Here is a 25177-nt window from a genome sequence, read left to right on the forward strand (position 1 = left end):
TCTTGCGGAACCGGTAGGCGGGCTGGTTCCGTCGTACCCCGGAGGATTGGGGGACGGATGACCGAGGGCAACCCGCTGGTGGCGCAGGCGCAGTCCCAGACGACGGCGGTCACTGGCATCGGGATTCTGGAGTCGGCGCAGGACCTGTCGAACGGGGTGAAGGACGGGTCGTGGGTCGAGGGTGGGCTGGGTGCGTTGGGCACTGGTCTCGAGGTTCTGTCGATGGTGATCGATCCGCTGGGGACGCTGGCTCAGTACGGGGTGGCGTGGTTGATCGAGCACGTGCGGCCGTTGAAGGAGGCGTTGGACTGGTTGGCGGGGGATCCGCCGGTGATCCAGTCGTTTTCGGATACCTGGGCGAATGTGGCGGCCGAGGTGGGTGTGGTCGCGGGGGATTTGAAGAACGAGGTCGAGGGTGGTACGGCGGGGTGGGCCGGTCAGGGGGCGGATACCTATCGCCGGTCGGGGGCGGAGCAGGCGGAGGCGCTGGCGGGTGCGGCGGCGTTGGCGGATGGGATCTCCACCGGTGTGATGATCATGGGCACGGTGGTGGGTTTCGTGCGCGAGATGGTGCGCGACATCGTGGCCGAGCTGGTGGGGAAGCTGATCACGTGGGCGTTGGAGGCGGCGTGCACGTTGGGGTTTGCGACGCCGTTGATCGCGGCGCAGGCGACGGCGGCGATTTCGTCGGCGGTGACTCGGATTGCGGATTTCATCCGGAAGCTGGTCAAGACGGTCGGGAACGTGTCGCCGCGGATCAGCCGGGTCATCGGCAAGCTGGATGAGATCATCCAGAAGCTGAGCAAGATCGGCCGCAAACTCGGCGGCGGTGATGGCACCACTCCTTCGGCCGCGTCCGGCGGCGGTGGGAAGGTCGACACGCCGGACCTGGACAGCCCGACCAGCCCGGACGCTCCCAACAGCCCCGACGGCGCGGACGGCACCCCAGGCACCACCCGGCCCGGCGACGGCTCGGGAACTCCGCTCCGCCAGGACGCCGCGGATCCCGACCTGCGTTCCCAGGAGCCGGTCGGTCGTTGCGGCCGGCGTGAGCCGATCGACATGGCGACGGGCGAGATGTACCTCGTCCAGAAGGACGTGCACCTCCCCGGCGTACTGCCGCTGGTCCTGGAACGCGTCCACGTCTCGTCCTATCGGTCCGGGCGTCTGTTCGGCCCGTCCTGGGCGTCCACACTGGACCAGCGTCTGGAGTTCGACGAGCACGGCGTGTGCTACGCGGGGCCGGACGGCGTGATCCTCGTGTACCCGGAACCGCCGGCCGACGGCGAGGTCTACGCGGCCGCCGGAGCGCGGTGGCCGTTGTCGCGCACCACCGACGGTGGATACACGATCAGGCAGTCGCAGACGGGCCGGGTTCTCCGGTTCGCCCCCGCCCGCGCCGGCACCGCCGAACTGAGCGCCATCGAGGACCGGTCCGACCGGATCGAGTTCGACCGCGATCCCTCGGGTGTGCTGCGCGCGGTCCGGCACTCCGGTGGTTACCAGGTCGACGTCCTGGTGTCCGAGGGGCGGGTGGCCGAACTCCGGCTGCACGATCCGCGGACGGACGGGATTCCGCTCGTGCGGTACGCCTACGACGACGGCCACCTCACCGAGGTCGTCAACTCGTCCGGCCGTCCGCTGCGGTTCGCCTACGACCACGCCGGGCGGATCACGCGGTGGGACGACCGCAACGGTGAGTGGTACGCCTACACCTACGACCACCGGGGGCGGTGCGTCCGGACCGAGGGCTCCGGCGACGCGCTCGCCGGCACCCTCGACTACGACACCGACAACCGGGTGACGACCGAGACGAACTCGCTGGGCGAGGTCAGCCGGTACCACTTCAACGAGTTCAACCAGCTCATCCGTGAGATCGACCCGCTGGGCAACGAGACCCGGTTCGAGTGGGACCGCTACCACCGGCTTCTCGCCCACACCGACCCGCTGGGCCGGACCACGCGTTACCGCTACGACGAACTCGGCAACCTCGCCGCGGTCACCCGTCCGGATGGCACCCAGGCGCTCATCGAGTACAACGAACAGGGCCTGCCCGCGACCGCCGTCGATCCGGACGGGTCCGTCTGGCGCTACGAGTACGACGAATCGGGCAACCGCACCGTCGTCGTCGACCCGACGGGCGCCATCACCAGGTACGGGTACGACGAATCGGGGCACCTGGCCACGATCACCGACCACTTCGGCAACGTGGTGCGCCGGGCGACCGACGCCGCGGGACTGCTCACGGCGGTCACCGAGCCGGATGGCGGTGTCACGCGATACCAGCGTGACCAGTTCGGGCGGGTGTCCGTCGTGCTGGACCCGGTGGGCGGCGAGACGCACCTCCGCTGGACGGTCGAGGGCAAGCTGTTGTCCCGTACGCATTCCGACGGCGCCACCGAGCGGTGGTCCTACGACGGCGAGGGCAACGAGGTCGATCGGATCGATGCGAACGGCAACGTGACGCGTGTCGAGACGACCCACTTCGACCGGTTCGCCGCCCAGACCGGGCCGGACGGTTCCCGGTTCGAATTCCGCTACGACAGCGAAATGCGGCTCCGCGCGGTCCGCAACCCGCTGGGCGCGGAGTGGACCTACGAGTACGACCAGGCGGGGCGGCTCGTCGCCGAGACCGACTACAACGGCCGCACGATCCGGTACGAGCGGGACGCGGCGGGCCAGCTCGTGGCGCGCACGAACGGCGCGGGCGAGACCACGCTGTTCGTGCGGGACGCGTTGGGCAACATCGTCGAGCGGCGGTCCCGCGACGGCGTCGCGACGTTCGAATACGACCCGGCGGGGCGGTTGATCCGGGCCCGCAACGAGCACGCGGACGTCCGTTTCGAACGGGATCCGGCCGGCCGGGTGCTCGTGGAGACGATCAACGGCCGCTCCACGGTGTTCGCCTACGACGCTGCCGGGCGTCGGACCTACCGCCGGACGCCCTCGGGTGTGGAGAGTTTCTGGGACTACGGGACGACCCATCGTCCGGTCTCGCTCCGCACGGGTGGGCGGACGTTTTCGTTCGGTTTCGACGCTGCCGGTCGTGAGGTGGAGCGGCTGCTGGACAGCGGGACCACGCTCGCGCAGACCTGGACTCCGGCACACCGCCTGAGCTCGCAGACCGTGGCGAGCGTGACGGACCGCTCCCAGGGGGCGATGCGGAACCTGTACCAGCGCCGGTACCACTACCGCCCGGACGGGTTCGTCCGCGCGGTCGAGGACGACATCGCGGGTGTGCGGCAGTTCGAACTCGACGCGAACGGCCGCGTGGAGCAGGTCACCGGCACTGCCGGCAGCGAGCGCTACGCCTACGACCCCGCGGGCAACATCCGGGCCGCCGGCTGGGCGGGCGCCGAGGACCAGGGCCCACGCGAGTACCAGGGTTCGCTCGTCCTCTCGGCCGGTCGCGTGCGGTACGGGTACGACCGGCAGGGGCGGGTGACGTTCCGGCAGAAGAAGCGCCTGTCCGCGAAACCCGACACGTGGCACTACACCTGGGATTCCGACGACCGGCTGGTCGCCGTGGTCACGCCGGACGGCACGCGGTGGCGCTACCTCTACGACGCGCTCGGCCGCCGGATCGCGAAACTGCGGCTGGCCGCGGACGGCACCACGGTCGTCGAACGAACCGACTTCTTCTGGGACGGCACCGTCCTCATCGAACAGATCGACAGCGATGCCACCGCGATCTCGTGGGAGCACGACCCGGGCGGGCGGCGGCCCCTCGCGCAGATCGAGCGGGAGTTCGGCGCGGACGGCGCGCGGCAGTGGGTCGACCGCGCCTTCTACTCGATCGTCACGGACCTGGTGGGAACACCGACCGAGCTCGTCGATCCGCACGGCGGCCTCGCGTGGCAAGGCCACCGGACGCTGTGGGGCGCGGCGTTGTCCCGGCTGCGGAACCGGGCCGCGACACCGCTGCGGTTCGCCGGTCAGTACCACGACGACGAAACCGGTCTGCACTACAACGTCCACCGCTACTACGACCCGGAATCCGGTCGGTACGCGAGCAACGATCCGCTGGGGCTCGAGGGCGGGTTCAACCCGCAGGCGTACGTGCCGAACCCGACCAGCTGGGTGGACCCGCTCGGGCTCACCGCGGCGGACGGCTGCGGCCCGGATGGACCGGATGGCGCCGACGAGGAGTACGTACCGCTCTACAAGGCGCCGCAACGAGGTCTGGGGCAGCAGCAGTACGACCACGGCTACAACGCGGACGACTACGGCGGGACCGGGCCGTGGGCGGCGGGCGCCTTCTTCGCCCGGGACCGGGAACTCGCCGACACCTATGCCGGTCACTACGGTGAAGGCGTCATCGAGATCCGGATTCCGGCGTCGGAGTACGCGGATCGGTTCGCCCGGTACGAACAGCCGTACCAGGGTGGGCCGCTGACCGAGGTCGAGATCCCCGCGTCTCGAGTGGAAGAACTCAACCAGTACCCGAGAAAGTGGCATCGATGATGAACGACGCGGAGTGGGCGGCTGCGAAGGAACGCTTCCCGATCGGCTCGGCGGTGGAGGCCGTGGTCGAACAACACCTGCCGTTCGGCATGGTCGTGTCCCTGCCCGGGAACGTGCCCGCGTTGATCGACGCCATCAGCTACCGGCCGGGCGGCAACGACGTGTTCGACCATTCGAAGTGGCCCGCGGTGGGCGAACCGATCCACGGCACGATCGCCGACCACCGGGACCGCAACCGGCAGATCCAGGTCCGGGTGGGGCCGCCGGTGTGGGAAAAGGCCGGGGGTGATCGGTCCTGACGGTCGAGTGGTCGTTGCGCGCCGAGGACCTCGACGAGATGCGCAGCCTGCGCCGGGCGCGCAACGTGGTCGCACCCGCCGTGGCGATCGCCCACCGCGTGCGGAGCGAGGAGGTGCGGAGCGAGGAGGTGCGGCGCGAGGAGGTGCGGCGCGAGCTGGACGCGTGGCGCGCGGTGCTGCCGCGCCTGCCCTGACCGGCCGTGTACCGCCCGAGTCGTAATCCAAGAGCCGCTTTTCGACGGACGCGCTGTGCTGTCGTCTGCCGTAGCTTCGGGGGCGTGCGTGATCCGCGCCGGTGGCCGGCCCTCGTGGACGTGGTGCTCACCCTCGTCCCGCTGGCGTTCGTCCTCGGGGCGACCACCGTGGCCGGCCGGTCCCAGGGGCATCCGCTCGACCTGCCCGGCTACCTGTGGCTCACCGGCGCCGCGCTGCCGCTGGTCGTGGTGCGGCGGTATCCGTTGCCGGTCTTCCTCGTCACCGCCGCGCTGACCTGGGCCTACTACAGCACGGGCCACCCGGGCGGGCCCGCCGTCGTGGTGCCGACCATCGCGCTCTTCGTGCTCACCCGCGTCCGGGGCCCGCTCGTCGCGGGGGTCGCCGGGGCGGTCGTCATCGTGGCCGGGCTGGTCGTCTACCTCGCCCGCGGCGGCGAACTCGTGCTCGACGCCCGCGCCGGGTTGTTCGTCGTGTGGCTCGTCGCCGTCGTCGGCATCGGGACCGCCGTGCGCAACCGGGTCGCGGCCAAGCGCGCGACCGAGCAGGAGGCCGCCGAGCGGCAGTCCCGGCTGGCCGAGCAGGAGCGGCTGCGCATCGCGCGCGAGGTGCACGACGTCGTCGCGCACAGCCTGGCCATGATCAACGTCCAGGCCGGCGTCGCGGTGCACGTCGCGGACCGGCGGCCGGACCAGGCCGTCGCCGCGCTGCAGGCGATCAAGGAGGCCAGCGCCGCCGCGCTCGCCGACCTGCGCGCCACGGTCACCGTCCTGCGGTCTGGCCAGGGCCTCGGCCCCGCGCCCAGCCTGCGGCAACTCGACGAGCTGCTCGACCACACCCGCGCGACCGGCCTCACCGTCCGCGTCCACGGCTCGCCCGGCGACCTGCCCGCCCCGGTCGACGGCGCGGCCTACCGGATCCTGCAGGAGTCGCTGACCAACGTGGTCCGGCACGCCAACCAGCCCCGCACCGTCGACATCCGCTTCGCCCGCCACGACGGCCGGTTCTCCCTCGTGGTGCGCGACGACGGCCGCGGCGCCGAGACTCCCGCGATCGGCAACGGCCTGCGGGGCATGCAGGAACGCGCCGCCACCCTCGGCGGCAGAGCCGAGGCCCGCGTGGTCGACGGCGGCTTCGAGGTCCGCGCGGAACTACCCCTGGAGGAGACGTGATCCGGGTCGTGCTCGCCGACGACCAGGCGCTGGTGCGCGCCGGGTTCCGCGTGCTGCTGGAGACCGAGGACGGGTTCGAGGTCTGCGGCGAGGCCGCGGACGGTGCGCAAGCGCTTGCGCTCGCCCGGGAACACCGGCCGGACGTGGTCGTCATGGACATCCGCATGCCCGGCGTCGACGGGCTCACCGCGACCCGCGAGATCACCGGCGATCCCGACCTCGCCGCGGTGAAGGTCCTGGTCCTGACCACCTTCGACGTCGACGAGTACGTCTTCCAGGCGCTGCGCGCCGGCGCGAGCGGGTTCCTGCTCAAGGACACCGACCCGGTCGAACTGCTCCGCGCGCTGCGGGTGGTCGCCTCCGGCGAGGCGCTGCTCGCCCCGACCGTCACCCGCCGCCTGATCAGTGAGTTCGTCGGCCGCCCGGAGAACCGGCGCATCGACACCGCCGCCGTCCGCCAGGTCACCGACCGCGAACGCGAGGTGCTGGCCCTGGTCGCCGGTGGCCTGTCCAACGACGAGATCGCCGCGCAGCTGGTGATTTCCCCGGCCACCGCGCGCACGCACGTCAGCCGCATCCTGACGAAACTCGGCGCGCGTGACCGCGCCCAGCTCGTGGTGCTCGCCTACGAGTCCGGCTTGGTCACCCCGCGCGGCTCACGGTGACGCAGCACCGCCACCAGCCGCACCAGGAACACCACGCCGAGCAGGCCGACGAGGCCGATCTGCACCCACATCCCGGGCCTCCTTCCCGCCCCCGATGCTCTGCTCAGCAGGCGCGCGAGAGTGGGAGGAGGTTGCGTGACACGCGGATCTCACCCGATGGGTTCACCTGCGAGGATGCGCGTCAGCGACCAGACGCGGTGCGGGTCGAGGTCCACCGGGCGGGGCGCCGGATCGGGCCGCAGCCGGCTCAGCAGGACCTGCTGGACCAGCGCGGTCGGCACGCCGCGGGTGGCCAGCCGCCGCCAGAAGACGTGGTCCTCCAGCCCGTCGGCCAGCGGATCCTCGGTCCAGCCGCCGAACGAGTCGAGCAGCTCGCGCCGCACCAGGTACCCGCTGCCGAGGTAGGGCAGCTCGGCCAGCCGGCGCTCCTCCGGCGGCAGCGCGCCCACCAGGCCCTCGATCGGGTCGGCGACCGGGCAGTGCACGACGTCCACCCCGTCGGACGCGGCGACCAGCCGTTCCAGCAGCCGGCGCGTGGCCCGCATCCCGCCGTCGAGCACCAGCAGCCACGGCGCGGACGAGCGTTCCAGCAGCTGGTTGCGCGTGTAGCCGCGGCCCAGCGGCAGCTCGTGGCGCAACAGGTCGGCCGGGCGCGGAGCGGGCCGCGGCGCGACACCGTCCTCGCCGACCAGGATCCGCCGCGGGAGCACGGTGCCGGCGAGCAGGTCGCGCACCAGCGGGTCCGGATCGGGTTCACCCGGACGACGGACCAGCAGCACGTCGACATCCGTCCGATCGGCGTCCGGGAACACCGTCGGCACCACCGAGGGCAGCCATTCCACCCCGGACGTGCGGCGCGCGTCCGCGGTCTGCTGCCCCATCCGGGTGGCCAGGGGCGGGTTCTCGGCGGGGGCGCCGAGCGACCGGGTGCCGGCGAACCGCACGTCCCACGACGGGGTGTCGATCGCCAACGGCCGCGGCTCGTCGATGCCGCCGGTCTCGGCGAGCGGCGCGCTCGCGGGCACGCCGGGCGAGGCGGTCAGCACCCGCTCGGCCAGCTCGACCAGCGTCTTCGCGGACGCCAGCGGGTCCAGCGCGGTGCGCACGAACTCGTACCCAGCCTGACGCAGGTCGCGTTCCCGCTGCGGGTCCGCGGCCAGCGCGGCGGCGGCCGCGCCCAGCGACTCCGCCCGCGTGACGACCAGGTGCGTGCCGGGCACCAGCGGCGCGAGGTCCGTGGACGGCTCGGTCAGCACCACGCAGCCGTTGCACAGCGCCTCCAGCACCCGCACCCATTCCAGCGCGCGGGACCGCTCGCGGTGCAGGTTGAGCAGGAACCGCGAGTTCGCCAGGTGCTGGAACTTCGCCTCGCCGGGCAGGAAGTCGACCCGGCGCGGGCCCATCGGCTCGTGCGGCGGGGTGAGCAGCCGGACCCGCAGGTCCGCCAGGTCCGAAGCGTAGGAGGCGAGCAGCATCGACCGGCGCCGCTCGGCGGTGCCGAGGTAGGTCACGTCGATCTCGCGGGCGCTGTCCGGGTCGCCGCCCCACGCGTCCCACAGCGGCGAGTAGCCCAGCTGGAAGTGCTCGACCGGGATGCCGCGACGGCGCAGCTCGGCGGTCGAGTCGTGGTTGATGTCCACCGCACCGGCCAGGGTCGGCACCAGTGACGCGCTGCGCTCGAACGTCGCCGTGCCCGGGTGCTCGACGCAGAACGCGATCGTGCGGCGCCGCTGCTCCTCGGTCGGCTGGTCGGCCTCCGGCGTCACCACGAAGTACTCGTGCGGCACCACGACGTAGACCGTGTCGGCGTCCGCGTCCGGGTAGCGGCCGGTCGCCGTGGTCGCGCGGAACCCGGCGCGGCGCACCGCGTCGGCGACGACCTCCAGCAGCTCGGCCATGAACCCGGAGCCGCCGGTCGCGGACACGAAGCAGAGCTGGACGGTCATGAAGTCCGCCGCCGCACGGCCCGCAGCGGCGCGGTGACCCGCCAGCTCACCGTCGCCCGCGTCGCGTCCAGTTCCCGCGCCAGTTCGGCGGCCCGCTGCTCGGCGGCGAGCGTGCCGCTCTCGGCGACCGGCGCCTCCGCCGGGGCCGCGCCGGAGAGCTGCAGCTCGGCGTCGAGCAGCCGCAGCCGCAGCCGGTCCCGCTCGGCGCGGGTCTCGGCCAGCTCGGCGCGCAGCGAATCGCGTTCGGCGCGGGCGACCAGGACGTCCCGCGCCAGCGCGTCGGCCTGCTCGGCGCGTTCGGTGACGCCGGAGAGCTTCTCGACCTGCTTCACCAGCTCGTCGCGGTGCCGGGCCAGCTCGCGGATCTGCAGCTCGGACTCGCGCAGCTCGGTGCGCAACCGTTCGCGCTCCTCGGTGAACGCGACCCGCTCGGCCCGCAGCCGGGTCAGCTCGGCTCGCACCGCACCCGGTAGCTCGTCGGTCATCCCCGCTCCTTCACCAGCTCGGTGAGCACGTCGGCGTACTCGGCGGCGTAGCCCGCCGGGTCCAGCCAGCCGTGCAGCTTCTCGTAGGCGGCCGCGGCGATCGCGCGCCGCCGGTCCGCCGGGGTGTCCAGGGCGCGCAGCAGCGCGACGGTGAGCGCGTCCGCGTCGTTGGGCTCGAACAGCCAGCCGCTGTGCCCGTCGGTGATCATCTCGCGCGCGCCGAACACGTCGCTGGCCACGACCGGCAGGCCGCAGCACACGGCCTCCAGGATCGAGCGCGGCAGCGACTCCACGTCGGAGCTGTTCACGAACATGTCCGCGGCCTCGAACCACGGCGTCGGGTCGCGCTGGATCGGCACCAGGTCGACCCAGTCGGTCAGGCCGGCCCGCTCGGTGAACTCGGCCAGCGCCAGCCCGTACGGCGACGGGTGGTGGCCGACGATGCTCAACCGGATCCCCGGGTGCGCGCGCCGGACCCGGTCCATCGCGCTGATCAGCAGGCCCTGGCCCTTGCGTGGTTCCAGCACGCCGACGTTGAGCAGCAGCGTGGTGTCCTCGGGGATGCCGAGTTTCCGCCGCGCGGCGCGACGGTCGCGTTCGGACACCTGACCGCCGTACGTGACCATCGGCGTGCCGTAGCGGATCGTGCGGCAGCGCGCCGGGCTGGAGAACGGCAGGAACATCTCGCGCGTGGCGTCGGCGACGAACAGCAACCGGTCCGCCTCGCGCAGCGTGCTCACCCACCGGTCGCGCACCGGCGGCAGCAGACCGGCCGGACCCCAGTTCTGGTACGAGAAGTCGTTGAGGTCGAAGCTTTCGTGCAGCACCCACGCGGTCGGCAGCCCGGCCCGGATCGCCGCGTCCGCGCCGGGGAACGCGCCCAGCGTGTTGACCAGCGCGACCGAGGCGTCGGTGCCCCGCGCGAACTGGGCCAGCTCGGCGATGTGCCCTTCGTAGGAGGCGACGTCGTGCACCCGGTACGGCGAGGTCAGGTGCACGTCGATGCCGTGCGCCTCGCAGTCGGCGCGCAGCTCGCCGTCCAGTTGCGTGATCACCGTGATGCGCCAGCCGTGCCGGGTCGCGAGCCGGTCCAGCAGCTCCTGCAACCACAACTGCCCGCCGCCGACCGCGAGGCTGTGCGTGAAGACCAGCACGTGCCGCGGATCGGTGGTGCCGCGTGGGCGGGTCAGCGCCGCGCGCGTGCGTTCCGCGAGGTGGGCGGCCAGCTTGACGTCGGAATCCTCCGCGGCGGGGTTGGACAGCACGACCTCGCGCGCCTCGGAGGTCCACTCGCCGGACAGCTCGCCGCGGACGCGCACCCGCACCGACAGCGCGCGGTCCTCCCCGGCGGGCAGGTCGATCGGCACCCGCGCCTCGAACCCGCTGACCCCGGCGTCCGGGAAGTCCGGCAGGTGGTCGGCCACGTCCGGCCGCGGCAGGCGGGTGCGCGCGCGGATCGGCTCGCCGCCGTCGACGAGGACCTCGACCAGCGACGGCGCCCGCGAATCGAGCAGCACCCAGCCGCGCACGAACACCACGTCGCCCTGCGGGTTGTCGCCGTGCTTCGGGGTGTCGATCTCGTACAGCCGCAGCGGTTCCTCGTCACCGAAGCGGCCGACCTCGACGACGGCGCTGGTCAGCGCGTCCCCGTTCGCGGCGCGCACCACGACCTCGTGCCGCCCGGTCGGCACCGGATCCGGCGTGCGGATCAGCAGGCCGGTCGTGCCCGGCGGCTCGGTGCCGGTGTCCTGCCGCCGCACCCCGGCCTCGGACGCTCCGATGTGGACGGTCACGGTCTCGCCCGCGGTGACCCAGCCGCGCAGCTCGAACAGGTGCCCCACCGGCCGTCCCGGCCGCACCAACCCGGCCGCTGTGTTCATCGTCCCGCCTTCAACGTCTCTTCGGCGTCCTTGACCAGGATCAGCACGTCCTGGTGACCGTCCCAGCCCGCCTCGACATACCCGGCCAGGCGTAAGCGCGGGGTGAGGACGTGCCCGGCCACCCACTCCGGCGTGCTCAGCGAGATGCCGTACCCGGGCTGGCCGGGGTAGTCCGCGTAGCCGAACCCGTGGTCACGGTGGTCCGCCAGCACCCGGGCGTGGTCCCGCGCGGTCAGGCCGTACTCGCCGCCGTTGGCCATGCGCCACGCGACGCGGCGGCCGTGCGTGGTCACCACCGCGACCCCGCCCGGCGCGAGCGCGCGCTCGAAGTAGCCGAGCAGCGCGTCCCACGCCGCGATGTCCAGGTGGGTCAGCACCGAGCCGGACCAGATCAGGTCGATGTCGCTGACCTGCGGGATCTCTTCGATGCGCACCGACGCGGGGAGCCCGATCGCGCCGAAGAACCGCACGCAGTGCTCGACGCCGTCGGCTTCAATGTCCGAGGCGATCAGTTCGGCGTCCGGGAAGGCGGCGCGGAACGTGCGCAGCACCCGGCCGTAGCCGCAGCCGAAGTCGAGCACCCGCCGCGGCGCCGGCCGCCCGGCGGCCTCCAGGCCGTGCAGGCACGCCCGCAACGCCTGCCCCGCCACCGCGAAGTAGTGCTCGGTGTTGCCGCGGAACATCGAGTCGCCGGGCGCGATGATCCGGTCGACGCGCGCCATCGTGTGGGCGACCCGCGCGTCCAGCTCGGTCGGTCCGGCGGGGTGCCGTCCGGTTTCTTCGGCGAGACGGCGGCGCCAGGCCAGGCGCATCGCGTCCCGTTCGTGGTCCAGACCAGGTCCCGTGGTGATGCCGCAGCGGCGGATCGCCTGGAACTCCGCCTCGCGCTCGGCGGCGGCGTCGACGAACGCGGTCGGCCGGTCGAGCAGGACACCGAGCCACGCGGCCAGGTCCCGCACCGTCGTGCCGGGCGCGGCGCCGGTCCAGCCCGCCCGGGCCAGCTCGTCGGCGAGCAGCAGCAGGCCGCGGTCGATCACCTGCTCGGCGGTGGTCCCGGCGCGCACCCACTCCAGGTCGATCGCCCGCGGCGGGTCGGTCACCAGCACGTTGGCCGGGATCAGGTCCCACGACGGGTCCGCCCGCACCAGCTCCGCCCACGCGGTCAGCAGTTCCGCGGCGCGCCACGGCTGCTCGATCAGCACCTCGGGCAGGGCCGGGGCGTCCACCACGACGTCCGTCCACTCGCGCACGGCGACCGGGCCGGGTTCCTGCGGCAGCAGGGGAGTGCGGTGGATCTCGCCGCCGACCACGTCCGCCCGGGTGCACCAGCGGGCCGCGCGGTCGGTGTTGAAGTAGGTGGCGAGCACGTCTTCCGGCCACAGGTCCACGGCGGGTTCCCCGGCCGAGGCGAGGAACAGCAGACCGTCCACGGTGTCCAGTCCGAGCCCGCCCTCGACCAGTTCGGCCCAGCGCTCGTCCCGGCCGGCCAGCTCGACCGCCAGCCGCGGGTGGTGCTCCAGCAGCTCGGCGGTGATCACGGCACGCGTGATCCGGTGGTCGGGCAGGCAGCCGAGGACCTTGTGGACGGTCAGCCCGGCCTCGGTCAGCTGCCGCTCCCAGTGGCGGCGCGACTGCCCACCAGGCCGGCTGACGCCCAGCCGGTTCGGCACGGCCAGGCACAGCACGCCGCCGGGCTTGACCCGGTCCGCGTGCTCGACGCCGGCCGCGACGACCAGGTCGTACTGGTCGCCGGGAACCGCGTCGAGCACCCGCACCCCGGGCAGATCGGCGGTCCGGGCCCGCACGACGTCCGCGTGGTCCGGCTCGACCGCGTCGACGCGCGCCACCCGCTCACCGAGGTATCGCGTCACCGCGCCGTGCCCCGCGCCCACCTCCAGCACGTGCGCGTCCGGCGGCAGCCGGAGCGCCCGCAACACGTTCGCCCGGCCGTGGTCGAGCTGGTCCCGCTCGGCCGGAGCCAGCGCCGCGAAGTGCAGCTCGTCGGACAGCGCGGTGTGATCGGCGGCGTGGCGGATGATCTCGGCGACCAGGTCGCTCACGATCAACCCGCCGGATAGGGCAGCAGCATCGAGCGGACGGTCCGCTGGTAGGCGCCCGACAGGGCGGCCTCGTCGGCCAGGTCGCCCTGGGTCACGTTGACGCGGATCAGGTTGTTGCCCGACACCCAGGTGCCCCGGTACACGATCGGCGAGGCGACCAGCTTGTGGAACACCACCTGCGGCGGGATGTTCGGCAGCTGGTCGTTGATCAGCACCAGGCCGTTGCGGACGTAGTACTGGCGCAGCTGGCCGGCGAGCGCGGTCGCGGTGGCCGAGCTGTCCAGCGGGATGACCGTCACCGAGATCTTCTCGTTGCCGGGGCCGCTGGCGTCCGGCTGGCGCTGCGAACCGCGCCAGGCGACCTCCTCCACCGAGCGGCCGCTCAGCAGCGCCGCCTCACCGGAGTCCATGATGCCCAGGTCGACCAGCCTGGTGACCGGCAGCAGACCGCTCTGGCCGTCGGCGGTGCCCTCGGTCGGCGGGATCTTGTCCAGCAGCGCCTGGTTGGGCGAGTTGCTCGCGACGCTCGACGTGGGCGGCGCCTGCGTGGTCGTCGGGCCGGCCTGGTCGTCGTCACCGCCGGAGGTGGTCAGGAAGATCGTCAGACCCGCGGCGACCAGCACCACGACGACCGCGACCGAGATCCAGACGGCCTTGCCCTTGCCCTTGGACGGCTTGTCGTCGAACGCCTCCGGGCCCTGCGCGACCGGGCTGATCGGCGGGAAGTCGGAGCCGCCCCACGGCGGGCTCACGTCGGACTCGGGCGCGTTCCACGGCTGCTGCACCGGCTGCGGACCGGAGTGCGGGAAACCCCCCGGCGGGGAGGCGGGGAAGCCCGCGGGCGGCGACTGCGGCGCGGGCGGGTTGGCCACGTACTGGGTGCGCTCCGGGTCGGCCGGCGGCCGGGCCTGCCAGTTCGGCGAGACGGCCTGCGTCGGCTCGGCGGAGAAGTTCTGCTGCTGGGGCGGCTGTGGCGTGCCCTGCGGCGGGCTGATCGGCGCGATCACCTGCGTCGAGTCGGCGGAGTTGTCCTGCTGGGGCGTCGGCTGCGGGGGCGTCGGCTGCGGGGGCTGCGGCGGTTGCGGCGTGCTTTCGCTGTAGGACACCGCGGACGAGAGCACCTGGTCGCGGCGGACGCGGTAGTCGTCCGCGGAGAGACGTCCCGAGGCAAGCTCTTCGTCCAGCTTGCGCAACTCCTCCTGCCAGGACACCCGGTAGCCCCCTAATCTGCTCTGGACGAGGCGGAACGCGTCCGCCGGATAGCGCTACGGTGACGACGCACATTGTGCACGCCTACCCTGCTCATCGCCGGTGAGGGTCGTTTCGTGACCTTGTCCGGGGAGGCTGTGGATCGAGGAGGGGGCGAAATGGCGGCACGCTGGCCTGCCGTGGCCGCGGTCGCCGGGGGTACCGCGCTCATCGGGCTGCACGGGTGGTCGTACGGGAACTGGATCAACGACGACGCGGCGATCACGTTCGCGTACGCGCGTGACCTGGTCGACGGCGCGGGGCCGGTGCTCCAGCCCGGCGCGGAGCCGGTCGAGGGGTTTTCCAACCCGGCCTGGCTCGTCCTGTTGATGCTGGGCAAGGTGTTGCGCCTGTTCGACACGGGCGCGATCTTCGGGGTGCCCGACTACGTGCTGTTCCCGAAGGCGCTCGGATTGGCGTGTTGCGCGGGCGTGCTCGCGGCGTGCCACTTCGCGGTGAAACGCGTCACGCGATGGGCGTGGCTGGTGACGTTGTTCGCCGGCGGGTTGCTGGCCGCGATCCCGTCGTTCGTGATCTGGTCGCTGTCCGGGCTGGAGAACCCGCTGTACGCGCTGGCGGTGGCGTGGCTCGCGGCGCTGCTGTTCCGGGCGGTGGCGGAGGGGCGGGTGCCCGACGTGCGGATCGGGTTGTGCGCCGGGCTGCTGGCCGTGCTGGCGGCGCTGACCAGGCCGGACGGCGCGATCTTCGTAGTGGTGTACCCGGTGGTGGCGCTGGTCTTCGCGCAGCGGCTGGTGCCGGTTCTCATCTCGGTGCTGGCGTTCGCCGTCCCGTACGGCGGCTACTTGCTGTGGCGGCACGCGGAGTTCGGGCGGTGGGTGCCGAACACGGCGGTGGCGAAGAACCAGCAGCCGCCGTCGTGGTCGGACGCCGGGCGTGTGGTGGAGCCGGTGGAGTACCTCGGCTGGCCCGTGGTGCTGGCCGGGCTGGCGACCGTGGCGCTGGCGTTTTGGCTGGTCCCGGCGCTGCGGCGGCCGCTCGTGGCGTGGCTGGTGCCGCTGGTGCTGGCGCTGGCCGCGTACTGCGTGCTCAACCCGGAGCCGGGCGGCGAGTTCCGGTTCGCGACTCCCTTGTGGACGATGGCGGCGCTGGTCGCGGCGCTGTCGGCGGTCGAGGTGATGCGGGCGCTGTCGGTGCGGTGGCGGACGGTGCTGGCGGTCGTGCTGGTGGCGGCGGCGGTGCCGAGCGCGCCCGCGCTGGCCGATTCGGGTCGCGGGTTCGCGAACGGGCCGGTGGTGCCGCTGTGCCAGATCGCGGAGCGGTACGGGCGGCTGTTCAACGGGTACGCGGACACGATCGGCCTGCGGGCGGGGTCGGTGCTGCTGCCGGACATCGGCGGGACCGCGCTGACCAGCCGGTTGCGGGTGGTGGATTCGGTCGGGCTGGCCGACGCGCGCATCGCCGACCTGGTGTCGACGGGCGATTTCGCGGGGCTGCGGGATCACCTGTTCGACGAGGTCAAGCCGACGTTCATCCACACGCACGTGCCGTGGAGCGACGTGACGGGGCTGACGTCGGACGCGCGCCTGGCCGTCGACTACGCGGCGGTGGTGCTGGACCGGACGGGCAAGAACGGCGACTGGGTGCGGCTGGACGCCCTCGACGGGGACGACCTGGTGAACCTGCGCGCGTACGCGCGGGTGACCGTGCCGCGGGTGGAGACCGAGCGCGCGGCGGCGGTGACCGGCCGCTGCGGTGACGTGCTGCGGCCGGGCCAGGTGCCCTAGTTCGGCGGGAGGGCCGTGGCCAGGGAGGTCTTGGTCTGGGCGAGGCGTTCGGCCAGGGCGGCCGGGTCGCCGTCGAGGCCCTGGGAGACCCAGATCGCGACGGCGTAGCTGCCCGAGGTGTACCACGTGCCGCTCATCTGCCCGGCCGAGTTGCTGCCGGTGACGGCCTTGGCGTCGGTCGAGCCGGAGGGGACGGTCTGCAGGCCGGCGCTGAGGGAGTGCTCGTAGAGGCCGCGGGTGATGGTGGCGGCTGCGGCGGGCGAGCCGGCGGGGACGACCAGGACGAGGTAGCCCTGCGGGCCCTGGGCGGAGCCGCGGAAGATGACCTGGCCGGCGCCGTTGTCCTTGAAGAGCTGGCCTTCCTCGCGGGAGTACAGCTTGAGGTCGATGCCCTGGTCGACGGTCAGGGTGCCGTTGTTGGAGCTCGGGGTGCCCGGCAGGGTCGGCAACCGAGCCTCGACGGCCTCCGGTGAGCTGGCGGCGGAGGTGGTCGGCCCGGCGGTCGTGGCGGTGGTGTTCTGGTCGCGCAGGAACCACACGCCGGCCGCGACCATGGCGATGACCACGACGACGCCGAGGGTGATGAACAGCCAGGTCGGCTTGCGCTTGGGAGGCGCCTGGAGCCGCGGCGCCGGGTCGAAGGGCATGGGCTGCTGGCGGGGCGCGTGCAGCGGAGGCGGCGGAGCCATGCTGGGCAGGGCCCGCGCGGGCGGCGGCACGGGGTTCGTGATGACGGTGGGCGCGTCCTCGATGGAGGGGAAGCGCATGGAGTCGGTGGCCCGCTCGTCGGCCGGGCTGGGGGCGCTGGTGGGCTTGTCGGTGGCGAGCAGCTGAGCCGAGATGCTCTGGGTGGGCCCCTCTTCGGTGGCAAGAGCACCAAGCTGCGGCTGCTGACCCGGCTCCTCACCCGGCTGCGGCTGACCTGGCTGCGGCTGCTGGCCCTGCTGCGACTGACCGGGCTGCGGCTGCTGCCGCTGCTCCGGCTGGCCCGGCTGTGGCTGCTGGCCCTGGACCGCACCCGGCTGCTGCACCTGGCCAGCCGGTACCTGGCCCAGCCCGGCATCAGCCGGACTCTGCCCAGCCTGCGGCTGGCCACCCTGGGCCGGACCGGGTGGAACCTGGCCATGCCCGGTGTCAGCGGGGCTGTGTCCACCCTGCGGCTGCCCGTTCTGCGGCTGCCCGTCCACGCCTACGGGCTGCGTGATCTGCCCCTGCTGCCCCTGCGGCGGGTGCCCCTGCCCCCAGTGCGGCGGCACCACACCGTGCGGATCGTGCGGCGGCCACGGAGCCTGCCCCGGCTGCGGCGTGAACCCCGGAGCGGCCGGATTCGCACTCTGCCACTGGGGCGCCCCATCAACCCGCCCCCGCGGCGAGGCCACCGACGCCGGAGCCACGTTCCCGGACGCGGCGGCGAGCAGCTCGTCGCGCATCTTGCGATGCTGGTGCTGGGTGATGGTCCCGTTGGCGAGCTCAGCGTCCAAACGGCGCAGCTCATCCTGCCAACTCATCCCGGGGCTCCTCGGTCAACTTGCGCGCGGTGGACGTCACCGAGAAGATAGCGCGATCAAGCCCCCGGCGGTGGCGGATGTGTCCGATCCGCCCGCCTAGCCCTTCGGCAGCAGAGGCTCAACCCTCTCGGCGAAGGCCTGCGCGTTCGGACAGCCCTGAGCGTCTTCACTGGCCCGCGCCATGGTCGCCAATACCAGGGCGAGGGCGTGCTCCCCGACCCCGACCGCAATCGCACAACCGCCGGTGGGGATGTCGGCTTGCAAGGCGTCTCGGCCGTTGATCGAAATTTCCCGCGCGCCGGTGTTGTCCGCGGCGAATCCGCTGAGCCCTTGAGTGGAATCGAGCGCGAGGCTGTAGGTGATGAATTCCGGTTTCGAGGCTGTGCATTGGTTCCGGGGGCTCTTGTTCTCGCCGGGGTTGAAGCCTTGACCGGCGTTGAGCTGGTCGAGGAGCTGGCAGGCGTTGAGCCCGGCGAACACGCCCGAATTTCCCGAGCTCGAGCTGGGAGCCGGACCGGGCGCGGGCAACGCGCTGCCGGAGACAGTGCTGGTGCAGGCGGTTCCTGCCGCCAGTGTGCAAGCGACGGCCGCGATGGTCCGGGCAGATCGACGGTTCACCGAGATTCCTGGTTCCTGAGGGTGTTGAGCGCCTTGGTAGCCGACTCGTCCGAGGCGTCGTACTTGCTGATCGCGGTTTCGATGGCTTGACGAAGCGTTTCCAGGGTGTCCCGCGCCGCGTTGAACACCTGGACCAGTGACTGATCGTCAGAGTCCATCGCACTGAGGAAATGTGCGGCGGCTCGCTGTGCGTACTCGTCGTTGCCGAACTTGGGGGCACGTTGCAGCAGATGCACGCGTTGGCCGACCTCGCCCAACCGGGTCTGCATCTGCGTCACCGCGCGGCGCAGGTGGCTGCCCGTCTCCTCGTCCACCGCCCACCTGCCCGCCTGCGCGTCCGCCAGCATGCGCTTCGCGTCGGTGGCCATCGTGGTCAGTTGCTGCTCGCCGCCGAAGACGTTTGCTACCTGGGTTGCCACGTCGGTCGGGTTGTCGGTCATGAGCCCTCCCTCGCTCGAGCAGCACGATAGCGTCCGGCTCGCCCCGCTGTCACCGAGTCGGTGCGGAGTGCTACGCCGCCTCCTCCAGGTATGCCGCCGCCTGCAGGGTGAACAGTGCCGCGTAGTCCCCGCCCTGTGACATCAGCTCATCGTGCGTTCCTTCCTCCGCCAGGCGGCCCCGGTCGAGCAGCAGGATCTTCTCCGCCTGCCGCACCGTCGAGAAGCGGTGCGAGATGTACAGCGTCGTCCGGCCTTCGGACAGTGCTCGTAGCCTCGTGAACAGGTCGTGCTCCGCCGCGGCGTCCAGCGCGGACGTCGGCTCGTCCAGGATCAGCAGCGGCGCGTCCCGCATGAAGGCCCGCGCCAGCGCGATCTTCTGCCACTCGCCGCCGGACAACGAAACCCCCTGGTCGAACCACCGGCCCAGCGGGCTGTCGAAACCCCTCGGCAGCCGGGAAATCCGCCCGGCGACCCCCGCGCGCTCCGCCGCCTCCTCGATCCGCGGCCGGTCGGCCAAGCCGCTCAGCTGCCCCAGCCCGATGTTCTCCGCCGCCGTCCCCTGGTACGTCACGTAGTCCTGGAACACCGCCGAGATCCGCGCCCGCAACTCGTCCGGGTCGAACTCCCGCAGGTCCACCCCGTCCAGCAGGATCCGGCCCTCCGTCGGGTCGTAGAGCCGGCACAGCAGCTTGATCAACGTCGACTTCCCGGCCCCGTTCCGCCCCACCACGGCCACCGTCTCACCCGGCCGGATCTCGAACGACACCCCGTCCAGCGCCTTCTCCGCCGCCCCCGGGTAGCTGAACGACACGTTCTCGAACGACACGTGCCCCCGCACCGGCTCCGGCACCGGCCGCGCCACCGCCGGCGCCGTGATCCGCGGCGCGGTCCCCAGGAACTGGTACAGCGTGTCCAGGTACAGGTTGTTCTCGTACATCCCGGAGAACCCGCTGAACAACCCCTGCACCGACGTCTGCACCGCCGCCGCGGCCGCCGTGTACAGCGCCAGGTCCCCGATCGACAACCGCCCGGCCACCGCCTCCAGCGCGATGTACAACGCGATCCCCGAACCGGCCAAAGTGGACAGCAGGCTCCACGCCGTCCCCACCAGGTTCCGCCGCGTGGTCAGCCGCCGCTCGCGCGCGTAGTAGTTCTGCCCCAGCCGCCGGAACCGGTCCACCAGGTACGGCCCGAGCCCGAACAGCTTGGTCTCCTTGGCGTAGGTGTCGGTCGTGACCAGCGAGTTCAGGTAGTCCATCCGCCGCCGGATCGGGGACATCCACAGCGCCAGCAGGAACGCCCGCGACCCGTACTTCGACTGCGAGATGAACGCCGGCACCGGCGCGGCCAGCGCGACGACCGCCAGCAGCGGGCTCACCGACACCAGCAGCACCACCATGCTCGCGAACGTGATCGACGTCCGCACCAGCCCCAGCGCCGAGGTCAGCATCGCCACCGGACGCTGCGGCGCCTCCTGCGACGCCTGCCGCAGCTGGTCGTAGGACTCCGAGTCCTCGAAGAACTGCAGGTCCAGCTTGCTCGCGTGGTCCATCACGCGGTGCCGGATGCTCAGTGTCATCCGCTCCTGCAGCAGCTGCTGCGCCGCGTTCGTCAGCGCGGTGCTGATCGCCGTCGCGGTGAACACACCGAACTCCAGCACCGCCAGCTCGACGATCCGGGTCGTCGAGCCGTGGCCCTGCACCGCCGCCACCACCGCGTCCAGCAGCAGCTTCGCCACGTACGCGGTGGTCGTCGGCAGCAATCCGCTGATCAGTGTGGACAGTCCGATCAGGATGGTGATCACCGGGCTGGCCTGCCAGGCCAGCCGGACCACCCGCGGCAGCCCGCGCACGGTGCCGCTCGCCGACTGCCGGAACCGCGCCAGCCGGGACCGCAGGTCCGTCGGCTCGTCCCGCACCGGGTCCGGGATGTCGACCGGCCCGGTCAGGCCGCTCTCCGCGACCGTGCTGCTGGCCCGCCGCATCTGCCGCCGCAGGCCGATCGACGGCCCGCCCCCGTGCATCACGCGCTCACCGCCCCGTGCAGGAACACGTCGATCAGCTCCGCCGTGGTCAGCACGGCCTGTTGCTCGTCGCGGCGGCGCGAGAACAGCAGCGACAGGAAGACCGCCGCCAGCTTCTCAGCGGGCAGGCGCAACCGGTCCTCGGGCGTGAACAGTTCCGCGACGGCCTCGCGCATCGCGGTGAAGGACTCCATTCGCGAGCCCTTCCGGTGCCCACCGCGCTTGAGGTGGCCGGAGGAGTGCAACGCCGACATCAGCGCGCCCATCCGTTCCAGGTGGGCCGACAGCGCCTCGGCGGCTTCGGTGAGCCGGTCCGGCAGCGGCTGGTCGAGCGGGATCTCGGCGATCGCCTGGAGCACGCCGTCCGGGTTGAGCGCCTCGGCGACACACGCGTCGATCAGCTCGTCCTTGTCGGTGAAGGCGCGGAAGATCGTGCCCTCCCCGATCCCGGCGGCCCGCGCGATCTGCGCGGTCGTCACGGCGGCGCCGTGTTCGACGACCAGCGGCAGCACGGCCCGCACGATCATGCGGCGACGGTCTTCCGCGCTCATGCCGGGCGCGCGGCGTCTGGGAGCTTCGGTCATGACGACCAGTGTGCGGAGTGAGCGCTCACTCCGTCAAGCGGTCAAAGAGCGGGGCCGCGCCCGAACGACGCGGCCCCGACCCTCAGTACGTGATCGCCATGGCCGGATCGGCCAGCAGCGCGCCGACGTCGGCCAGGAACTTCGAGCCCTGCTGCCCGTCGACCAGCCGGTGGTCGAAGCTCAGCGCCAGCTGCAGCACCTTCCGCACCGCGAGCTGCCCGTCCACCACCCACGGCGCGTCCTTGATCGCGCCGAAGGCCAGGATCGCGGCCTCGCCCGGGTTGATGATCGGCGTGCCGGTGTCGACGCCGAACACGCCGACGTTGGTGATCGTGATCGTGCCGTTCACCATGTCCGCGGGCGGGGTCTTGCCCTCGCGCGCGGTCGTGGTCAGCTCGTCCAGCGCCCGCGCCAGCTCCGGCAGCGACATCGCGTCCGCGTCCCGGATCTTCGGCACCACGAGCCCGCGGGGCGTCGCCGCGGCGATGCCCAGGTGCACGTAGTCCTTGTAGACGATCTCGCCGGCCGCCTCGTCCCACGACGCGTTCACGTCCGGCGTCCGCTTCGCCGCCATGCACACGGCCTTGGCCGCGAAGGCCAGCGGCGTGAGCTTCACCCCGGCGAAGTCCGGGTGCTTCTTCAGCCGCTCACGCAGCTCCATCATCGGCGTCACGTCGATCGTCAGGAACTCCGTGACGTGCGGCGCGGTGAAGGCGCTCTCGACCATCGCCGCCGCGGTCGCCTTGCGGACGCCCCGGATCGGCACCCGCCGCTCGCGCTCACCGGCCGTTGGCGCGGGAGCGGCCGGGCGCGCCGCCCGCTCCACGTCCTCACGCGTGATGATCCCGCCCTCGGCGGACCCGGTGATCGTCGACAAGTCGACACCGAGGTCCTTGGCGAGCTTGCGCACCGGCGGCTTCGCCAGCGGCACGTACCCGCCGCGAGCCGCCGCGGGCGCGGCCGGAGCCTGAGCCGGAGCAGAAGCCGGTTGAGCCGGGGCCGAACGAGCCGGAACCGGAGCGGCGGCCTTGCGCGGCCGTCGCCGGGCCTCGGTCGCCTTCGAGCCGTAGCCGACCAGCGGCTTCATCTCCTCCTCCGCCGGGGCGGCCGGAGCGGGCGCGGACGACCCGTTCACCGCCTGGGCCGGAGCCGCCGACGATCCACCGGGATCCACGTCGACAGTCAGCAGCGGTGCCCCGACCTCGACGGTGTCCCCGGCCTCGGCCAGCACCTCGGTGACCACACCGGCCCACGGGATCGGCAGCTCGACGGCGGCCTTCGCGGTCTCCACCTCGACGACGATCTGGTTGACCTGGACCTCGTCACCCGGCTGGACGCGCCAGTTCAGGATCTCGGCTTCGGTCAGGCCTTCGGCGGTGTCGGCGAGCAGGAACTGCTTGTACTCGGGCACCCCGCCTCACCAGCCCATCGCGCGGTCGACGGTGTGCAGCACGCGGTCCAGGTCCGGCAGGAAGTGCTCCTCCAGCTTGGACGGCGGGTACGGCGTGTCGAACCCGGTGGCCCGCAGCACCGGCGCTTCCAGCGAGTAGAAGCACTCCTGCTGCACGCGCGCGGCGATCTCCGAGGTGATCGACGACTCCGAGGACGCCTCGGTGACCGCGACCAGCCGTCCGGTGCGGCGCACCGACTCGAACACCGGCGCGAGGTCGAGCGGCGAGATCGTGCGCAGGTCGATGACCTCCAGCGACCGCCCTTCCTCGGCCGCCGCGGCAGCGGCGTCCAGGCACACCTTGACCGACGGCCCGTAGGCGACCAGCGTGCAGTCGGTGCCCTCGCGCACGACCCGCGAGGCGAACAGCGGCCCGCCCGGCGTCGTCGTGTCCACTTCGGACTTCAGCTGCCCGTTGTGGTAGAGCCGCTTCGGCTCGAAGAACAGCACCGGGTCGTCGCACGCGATGGCCTGCTGGATCATCCAGTACGCGTCGGTCGGGTTGGAGCACGACACGACCTTCAGCCCGGGGATGTGCGCGAACAGCGACTCCGGCGATTCGGAGTGGTGCTCAACGGCACCGATCCCGCCGCCGAAGGGCACGCGCACGACCACCGGCACCTTGATCTTGCCCTGGGTCCGGTAGTGCAGCTTGGCCAGCTGCGAGGAGATCTGGTCGAACCCGGGGAAGATGAACCCCTCGAACTGGATCTCGCACACCGGCCGGAACCCGCGCACGGCCAGGCCGACCGCGGTGCCGATGATGCCGGACTCGGCCAGCGGCGTGTCCAGCACGCGCTGCTCGCCGAAGTCCTTCTGCAGCCCGTCGGTGATGCGGAAGACGCCGCCGAGCTTGCCGACGTCCTCACCGAGGATGATGACCTTGTCGTCGGCCTCCATCGCGGCGCGCAGGCCCAGGTTGAGGGCCTTGCCGATGGTCAGCTTCTGCACGGCGGGCACCGCACCGTCCACAGGGGACTTGACGGGGGCGGCCATCAGCGCTCACCCGCTTCCACGAAACCGGCCAGGTAGGACAGGTACTCGTCGCGCTGGGCGTCGAGCACCGGCGACGGTTCGGCGTAGACGTTCGCGAACACGCGTTCCGGCGGCGGTTCCGGCATGTTGAAGCAGAACTCGCGCAGGTCCGCGGCGAAGGCGTCGGCCTCGGACTGGATCTGGTCGAACCACTCCTGGTCGGCGAACCCGTTGCGCGCCAGGTGCACCCGCACGCGCTCGATCGGGTCCTTGTGCTTCCACACCTCCAGCTCCTCGGAGAGCCGGTAGCGGGTCGGATCGTCGGTGGTGGTGTGCGCGTCCATCCGGTAGGTGAACGCCTCGATCAGCACCGGGCCGTTGCCGTGGCGGCACTCCTCGAGCGCCCAGCGGGTCACCGCGAGGCAGGCCAGCACGTCGTTGCCGTCGACGCGGATGCCGGGGAAGCCGTAGCCGCGGGCGCGCTGGTACAGCGGGAGCCGGGACTGGCGCTCGGTCGGCTCGGAGATCGCCCACTGGTTGTTCTGGCAGAAGAACACCAGCGGCGCGTCGTACACCGCGGCCCACACGAAGCCCTCGTGCACGTCGCCCTGCGAGGTGGCGCCGTCACCGAAGTAGACGATGGTCGCTTCGCCGTCGTCGTCACCGACCTTGCCCTCGAACTTCTGGCCCATCGCGTAGCCGGCGGCGTTGAGGACCTGGTTGCCGATCACGATGGTGTACGGGTGGAAGCCGTGGGCCTGGAAGTCCCAGCCACCGTGGTCGGTGCACCGGAAGATGCCCAGCAGTTCCTTGAAGTCGACACCGCGGGTGTAGGCCACGCCGTGTTCCCGGTAGCTCGGGAAGGCCATGTCCTGCGGCTTGAGCGCGCGGCCGGAGCCGACCTGCGCGGCCTCCTGGCCCAGCAGCGGGACCCAGATGCCGAGCTGGCCCTGGCGCTGCATGGCGTTGGCTTCCCGGTCGGCCCGGCGGACCAGCACCATGTCGCGGTAGAGCCCGCGCAGCGCTTCCGGGTCGACGTCGGAGATGTAGCGGTCGAACTGCGGCGAAGCGATTCGCTCGCCTTCGGGGGTGAGCAGCTGAGTCACCTCAGCGCCACCCGCGTCCGTGTTTCGCAAACCGGCGATCACCTGCTCCCGCGATGGTTGGGCGGCCTGTGCGGCCGGTCCTTCGCCGGGCTCCGGGTGCGTCCACTGTTCGGGGGACGGCATGCGCGTTCTCCTCGGTGTCCTGCCACGAGGCCGCTTGTGGCGGCCGCTGATGGCTGGCCGCCGGCCACCGACGATTCGGGTCCGAAGCGCGGCAGCCGTCGGCCGTGACGGCTTACGGGGAACATCCTGACACGAACCAGCCCCGGGAGTGCAGGTCCGCGCCTGATTTGTTG

Annotated in this window: 19 protein-coding genes; 6 read left to right on the forward strand and 13 right to left on the reverse strand. The window is 72.2% G+C overall.

Translation table 11 applies throughout. The features are described 5' to 3' along the window. The first annotated feature begins 57 nt into the window (after positions 1–57). The 5 genes from L1857_RS02990 to L1857_RS03010 all read left to right on the forward strand — a co-directional run bounded on the left by L1857_RS02990 (position 58) and on the right by L1857_RS03010 (position 6813). Positions 58–4464, forward strand: a complete 4407-nt coding sequence (locus L1857_RS02990) for an RHS repeat-associated core domain-containing protein (RefSeq protein ID WP_249464393.1) — start codon at positions 58–60, stop codon at positions 4462–4464. Next, a complete protein-coding gene (locus L1857_RS02995; RefSeq protein ID WP_116109747.1) occupies positions 4461–4763 on the forward strand; it encodes an RNA-binding protein in 303 nt (100 codons plus the stop codon). Before L1857_RS02990 ends, L1857_RS02995 begins: the two co-directional genes overlap by 4 nt. 14 nt (positions 4764–4777) lie before the next feature. Next, a complete protein-coding gene (locus L1857_RS03000) occupies positions 4778–4957 on the forward strand; it encodes a hypothetical protein (RefSeq protein WP_116109748.1) in 180 nt (59 codons plus the stop codon). Positions 4958–5071: 114 nt separating this feature from the next. After that, positions 5072–6148 (forward strand): sensor histidine kinase, encoded by a 1077-nt coding sequence (locus L1857_RS03005; RefSeq protein ID WP_249467352.1) that lies wholly within the window; start codon positions 5072–5074, stop codon positions 6146–6148. Next, complete coding sequence (locus L1857_RS03010; protein ID WP_116109750.1) at positions 6145–6813, forward strand: response regulator; 669 nt, start codon at positions 6145–6147, stop codon at positions 6811–6813. Before L1857_RS03005 ends, L1857_RS03010 begins: the two co-directional genes overlap by 4 nt. A 149-nt stretch (positions 6814–6962) precedes the next feature. On the opposite strand, the gene L1857_RS03015 is transcribed toward L1857_RS03010, so the two are convergent. The 5 genes from L1857_RS03015 to L1857_RS03035 are packed head-to-tail and all read right to left on the reverse strand — an operon-like array spanning position 6963 to position 14377. Then, entirely contained in the window at positions 6963–8759 is a 1797-nt protein-coding gene (locus tag L1857_RS03015) for a glycosyltransferase family protein (RefSeq protein WP_116109751.1), read from the reverse strand. After that, positions 8756–9244, reverse strand: a complete 489-nt coding sequence (locus L1857_RS03020; protein ID WP_094003450.1) for a hypothetical protein — start codon at positions 9242–9244, stop codon at positions 8756–8758. The genes L1857_RS03015 and L1857_RS03020 overlap by 4 nt, the downstream gene beginning before the upstream one ends. After that, on the reverse strand, positions 9241–11124 hold the full coding sequence (locus L1857_RS03025; RefSeq protein WP_249464396.1) for a glycosyltransferase family 4 protein: 1884 nt from the start codon (positions 11122–11124) through the stop codon (positions 9241–9243). Before L1857_RS03025 ends, L1857_RS03020 begins: the two co-directional genes overlap by 4 nt. Further along, on the reverse strand, positions 11121–13184 hold the full coding sequence (locus tag L1857_RS03030; RefSeq protein WP_249464399.1) for a class I SAM-dependent methyltransferase: 2064 nt from the start codon (positions 13182–13184) through the stop codon (positions 11121–11123). Before L1857_RS03030 ends, L1857_RS03025 begins: the two co-directional genes overlap by 4 nt. A gap of 2 nt (positions 13185–13186) precedes the next feature. Continuing rightward, positions 13187–14377 carry a hypothetical protein gene (locus L1857_RS03035; protein WP_116109840.1) on the reverse strand — a complete coding sequence of 397 codons (1191 nt, stop codon included), beginning with the start codon at positions 14375–14377 and terminating at the stop codon, positions 13187–13189. A gap of 174 nt (positions 14378–14551) precedes the next feature. Here L1857_RS03035 and L1857_RS03040 point away from each other — a divergent pair, with 174 nt between their 5' ends. Then, positions 14552–16177 carry a hypothetical protein gene (locus tag L1857_RS03040; protein WP_249464404.1) on the forward strand — a complete coding sequence of 542 codons (1626 nt, stop codon included), beginning with the start codon at positions 14552–14554 and terminating at the stop codon, positions 16175–16177. Here L1857_RS03040 and L1857_RS03045 read toward each other — a convergent pair. From L1857_RS03045 to pdhA, 8 genes are all read right to left on the reverse strand, one after another. Next, positions 16174–17685 carry a hypothetical protein gene (locus L1857_RS03045; protein WP_249464407.1) on the reverse strand — a complete coding sequence of 504 codons (1512 nt, stop codon included), beginning with the start codon at positions 17683–17685 and terminating at the stop codon, positions 16174–16176. The two genes, L1857_RS03040 and L1857_RS03045, sit on opposite strands and share 4 nt — an antisense overlap. Before the next feature lie 96 nt (positions 17686–17781). Then, the gene (locus L1857_RS03050; protein ID WP_429727724.1) at positions 17782–18303 is read right to left on the reverse strand and encodes a DUF3558 family protein; all 522 of its coding nucleotides are present in this window, start codon (positions 18301–18303) and stop codon (positions 17782–17784) included. Beyond that, entirely contained in the window at positions 18300–18743 is a 444-nt protein-coding gene (locus tag L1857_RS03055) for a hypothetical protein (RefSeq protein ID WP_116109759.1), read from the reverse strand. Before L1857_RS03055 ends, L1857_RS03050 begins: the two co-directional genes overlap by 4 nt. A gap of 70 nt (positions 18744–18813) precedes the next feature. After that, the gene (locus L1857_RS03060; RefSeq protein ID WP_249467356.1) at positions 18814–20766 is read right to left on the reverse strand and encodes an ABC transporter ATP-binding protein; all 1953 of its coding nucleotides are present in this window, start codon (positions 20764–20766) and stop codon (positions 18814–18816) included. Continuing rightward, complete coding sequence (locus L1857_RS03065) at positions 20766–21317, reverse strand: TetR/AcrR family transcriptional regulator (protein WP_094003458.1); 552 nt, start codon at positions 21315–21317, stop codon at positions 20766–20768. The genes L1857_RS03060 and L1857_RS03065 overlap by 1 nt, the downstream gene beginning before the upstream one ends. A 115-nt stretch (positions 21318–21432) precedes the next feature. Beyond that, entirely contained in the window at positions 21433–22761 is a 1329-nt protein-coding gene (locus tag L1857_RS03070) for a dihydrolipoamide acetyltransferase family protein (RefSeq protein WP_116109761.1), read from the reverse strand. Positions 22762–22767: 6 nt separating this feature from the next. Further along, positions 22768–23796 carry an alpha-ketoacid dehydrogenase subunit beta gene (locus L1857_RS03075; protein ID WP_094003460.1) on the reverse strand — a complete coding sequence of 343 codons (1029 nt, stop codon included), beginning with the start codon at positions 23794–23796 and terminating at the stop codon, positions 22768–22770. Continuing rightward, entirely contained in the window at positions 23796–25004 is a 1209-nt protein-coding gene (pdhA, locus tag L1857_RS03080; protein WP_116109762.1) for a pyruvate dehydrogenase (acetyl-transferring) E1 component subunit alpha, read from the reverse strand. The genes L1857_RS03075 and pdhA overlap by 1 nt, the downstream gene beginning before the upstream one ends. Positions 25005–25177: the final 173 nt, after the last annotated feature.

Origin of the sequence: Amycolatopsis thermalba (assembly GCF_023376025.1) — a bacterium.
Classification (GTDB): Bacteria; Actinomycetota; Actinomycetes; order Mycobacteriales; family Pseudonocardiaceae; genus Amycolatopsis_E; species Amycolatopsis_E thermalba.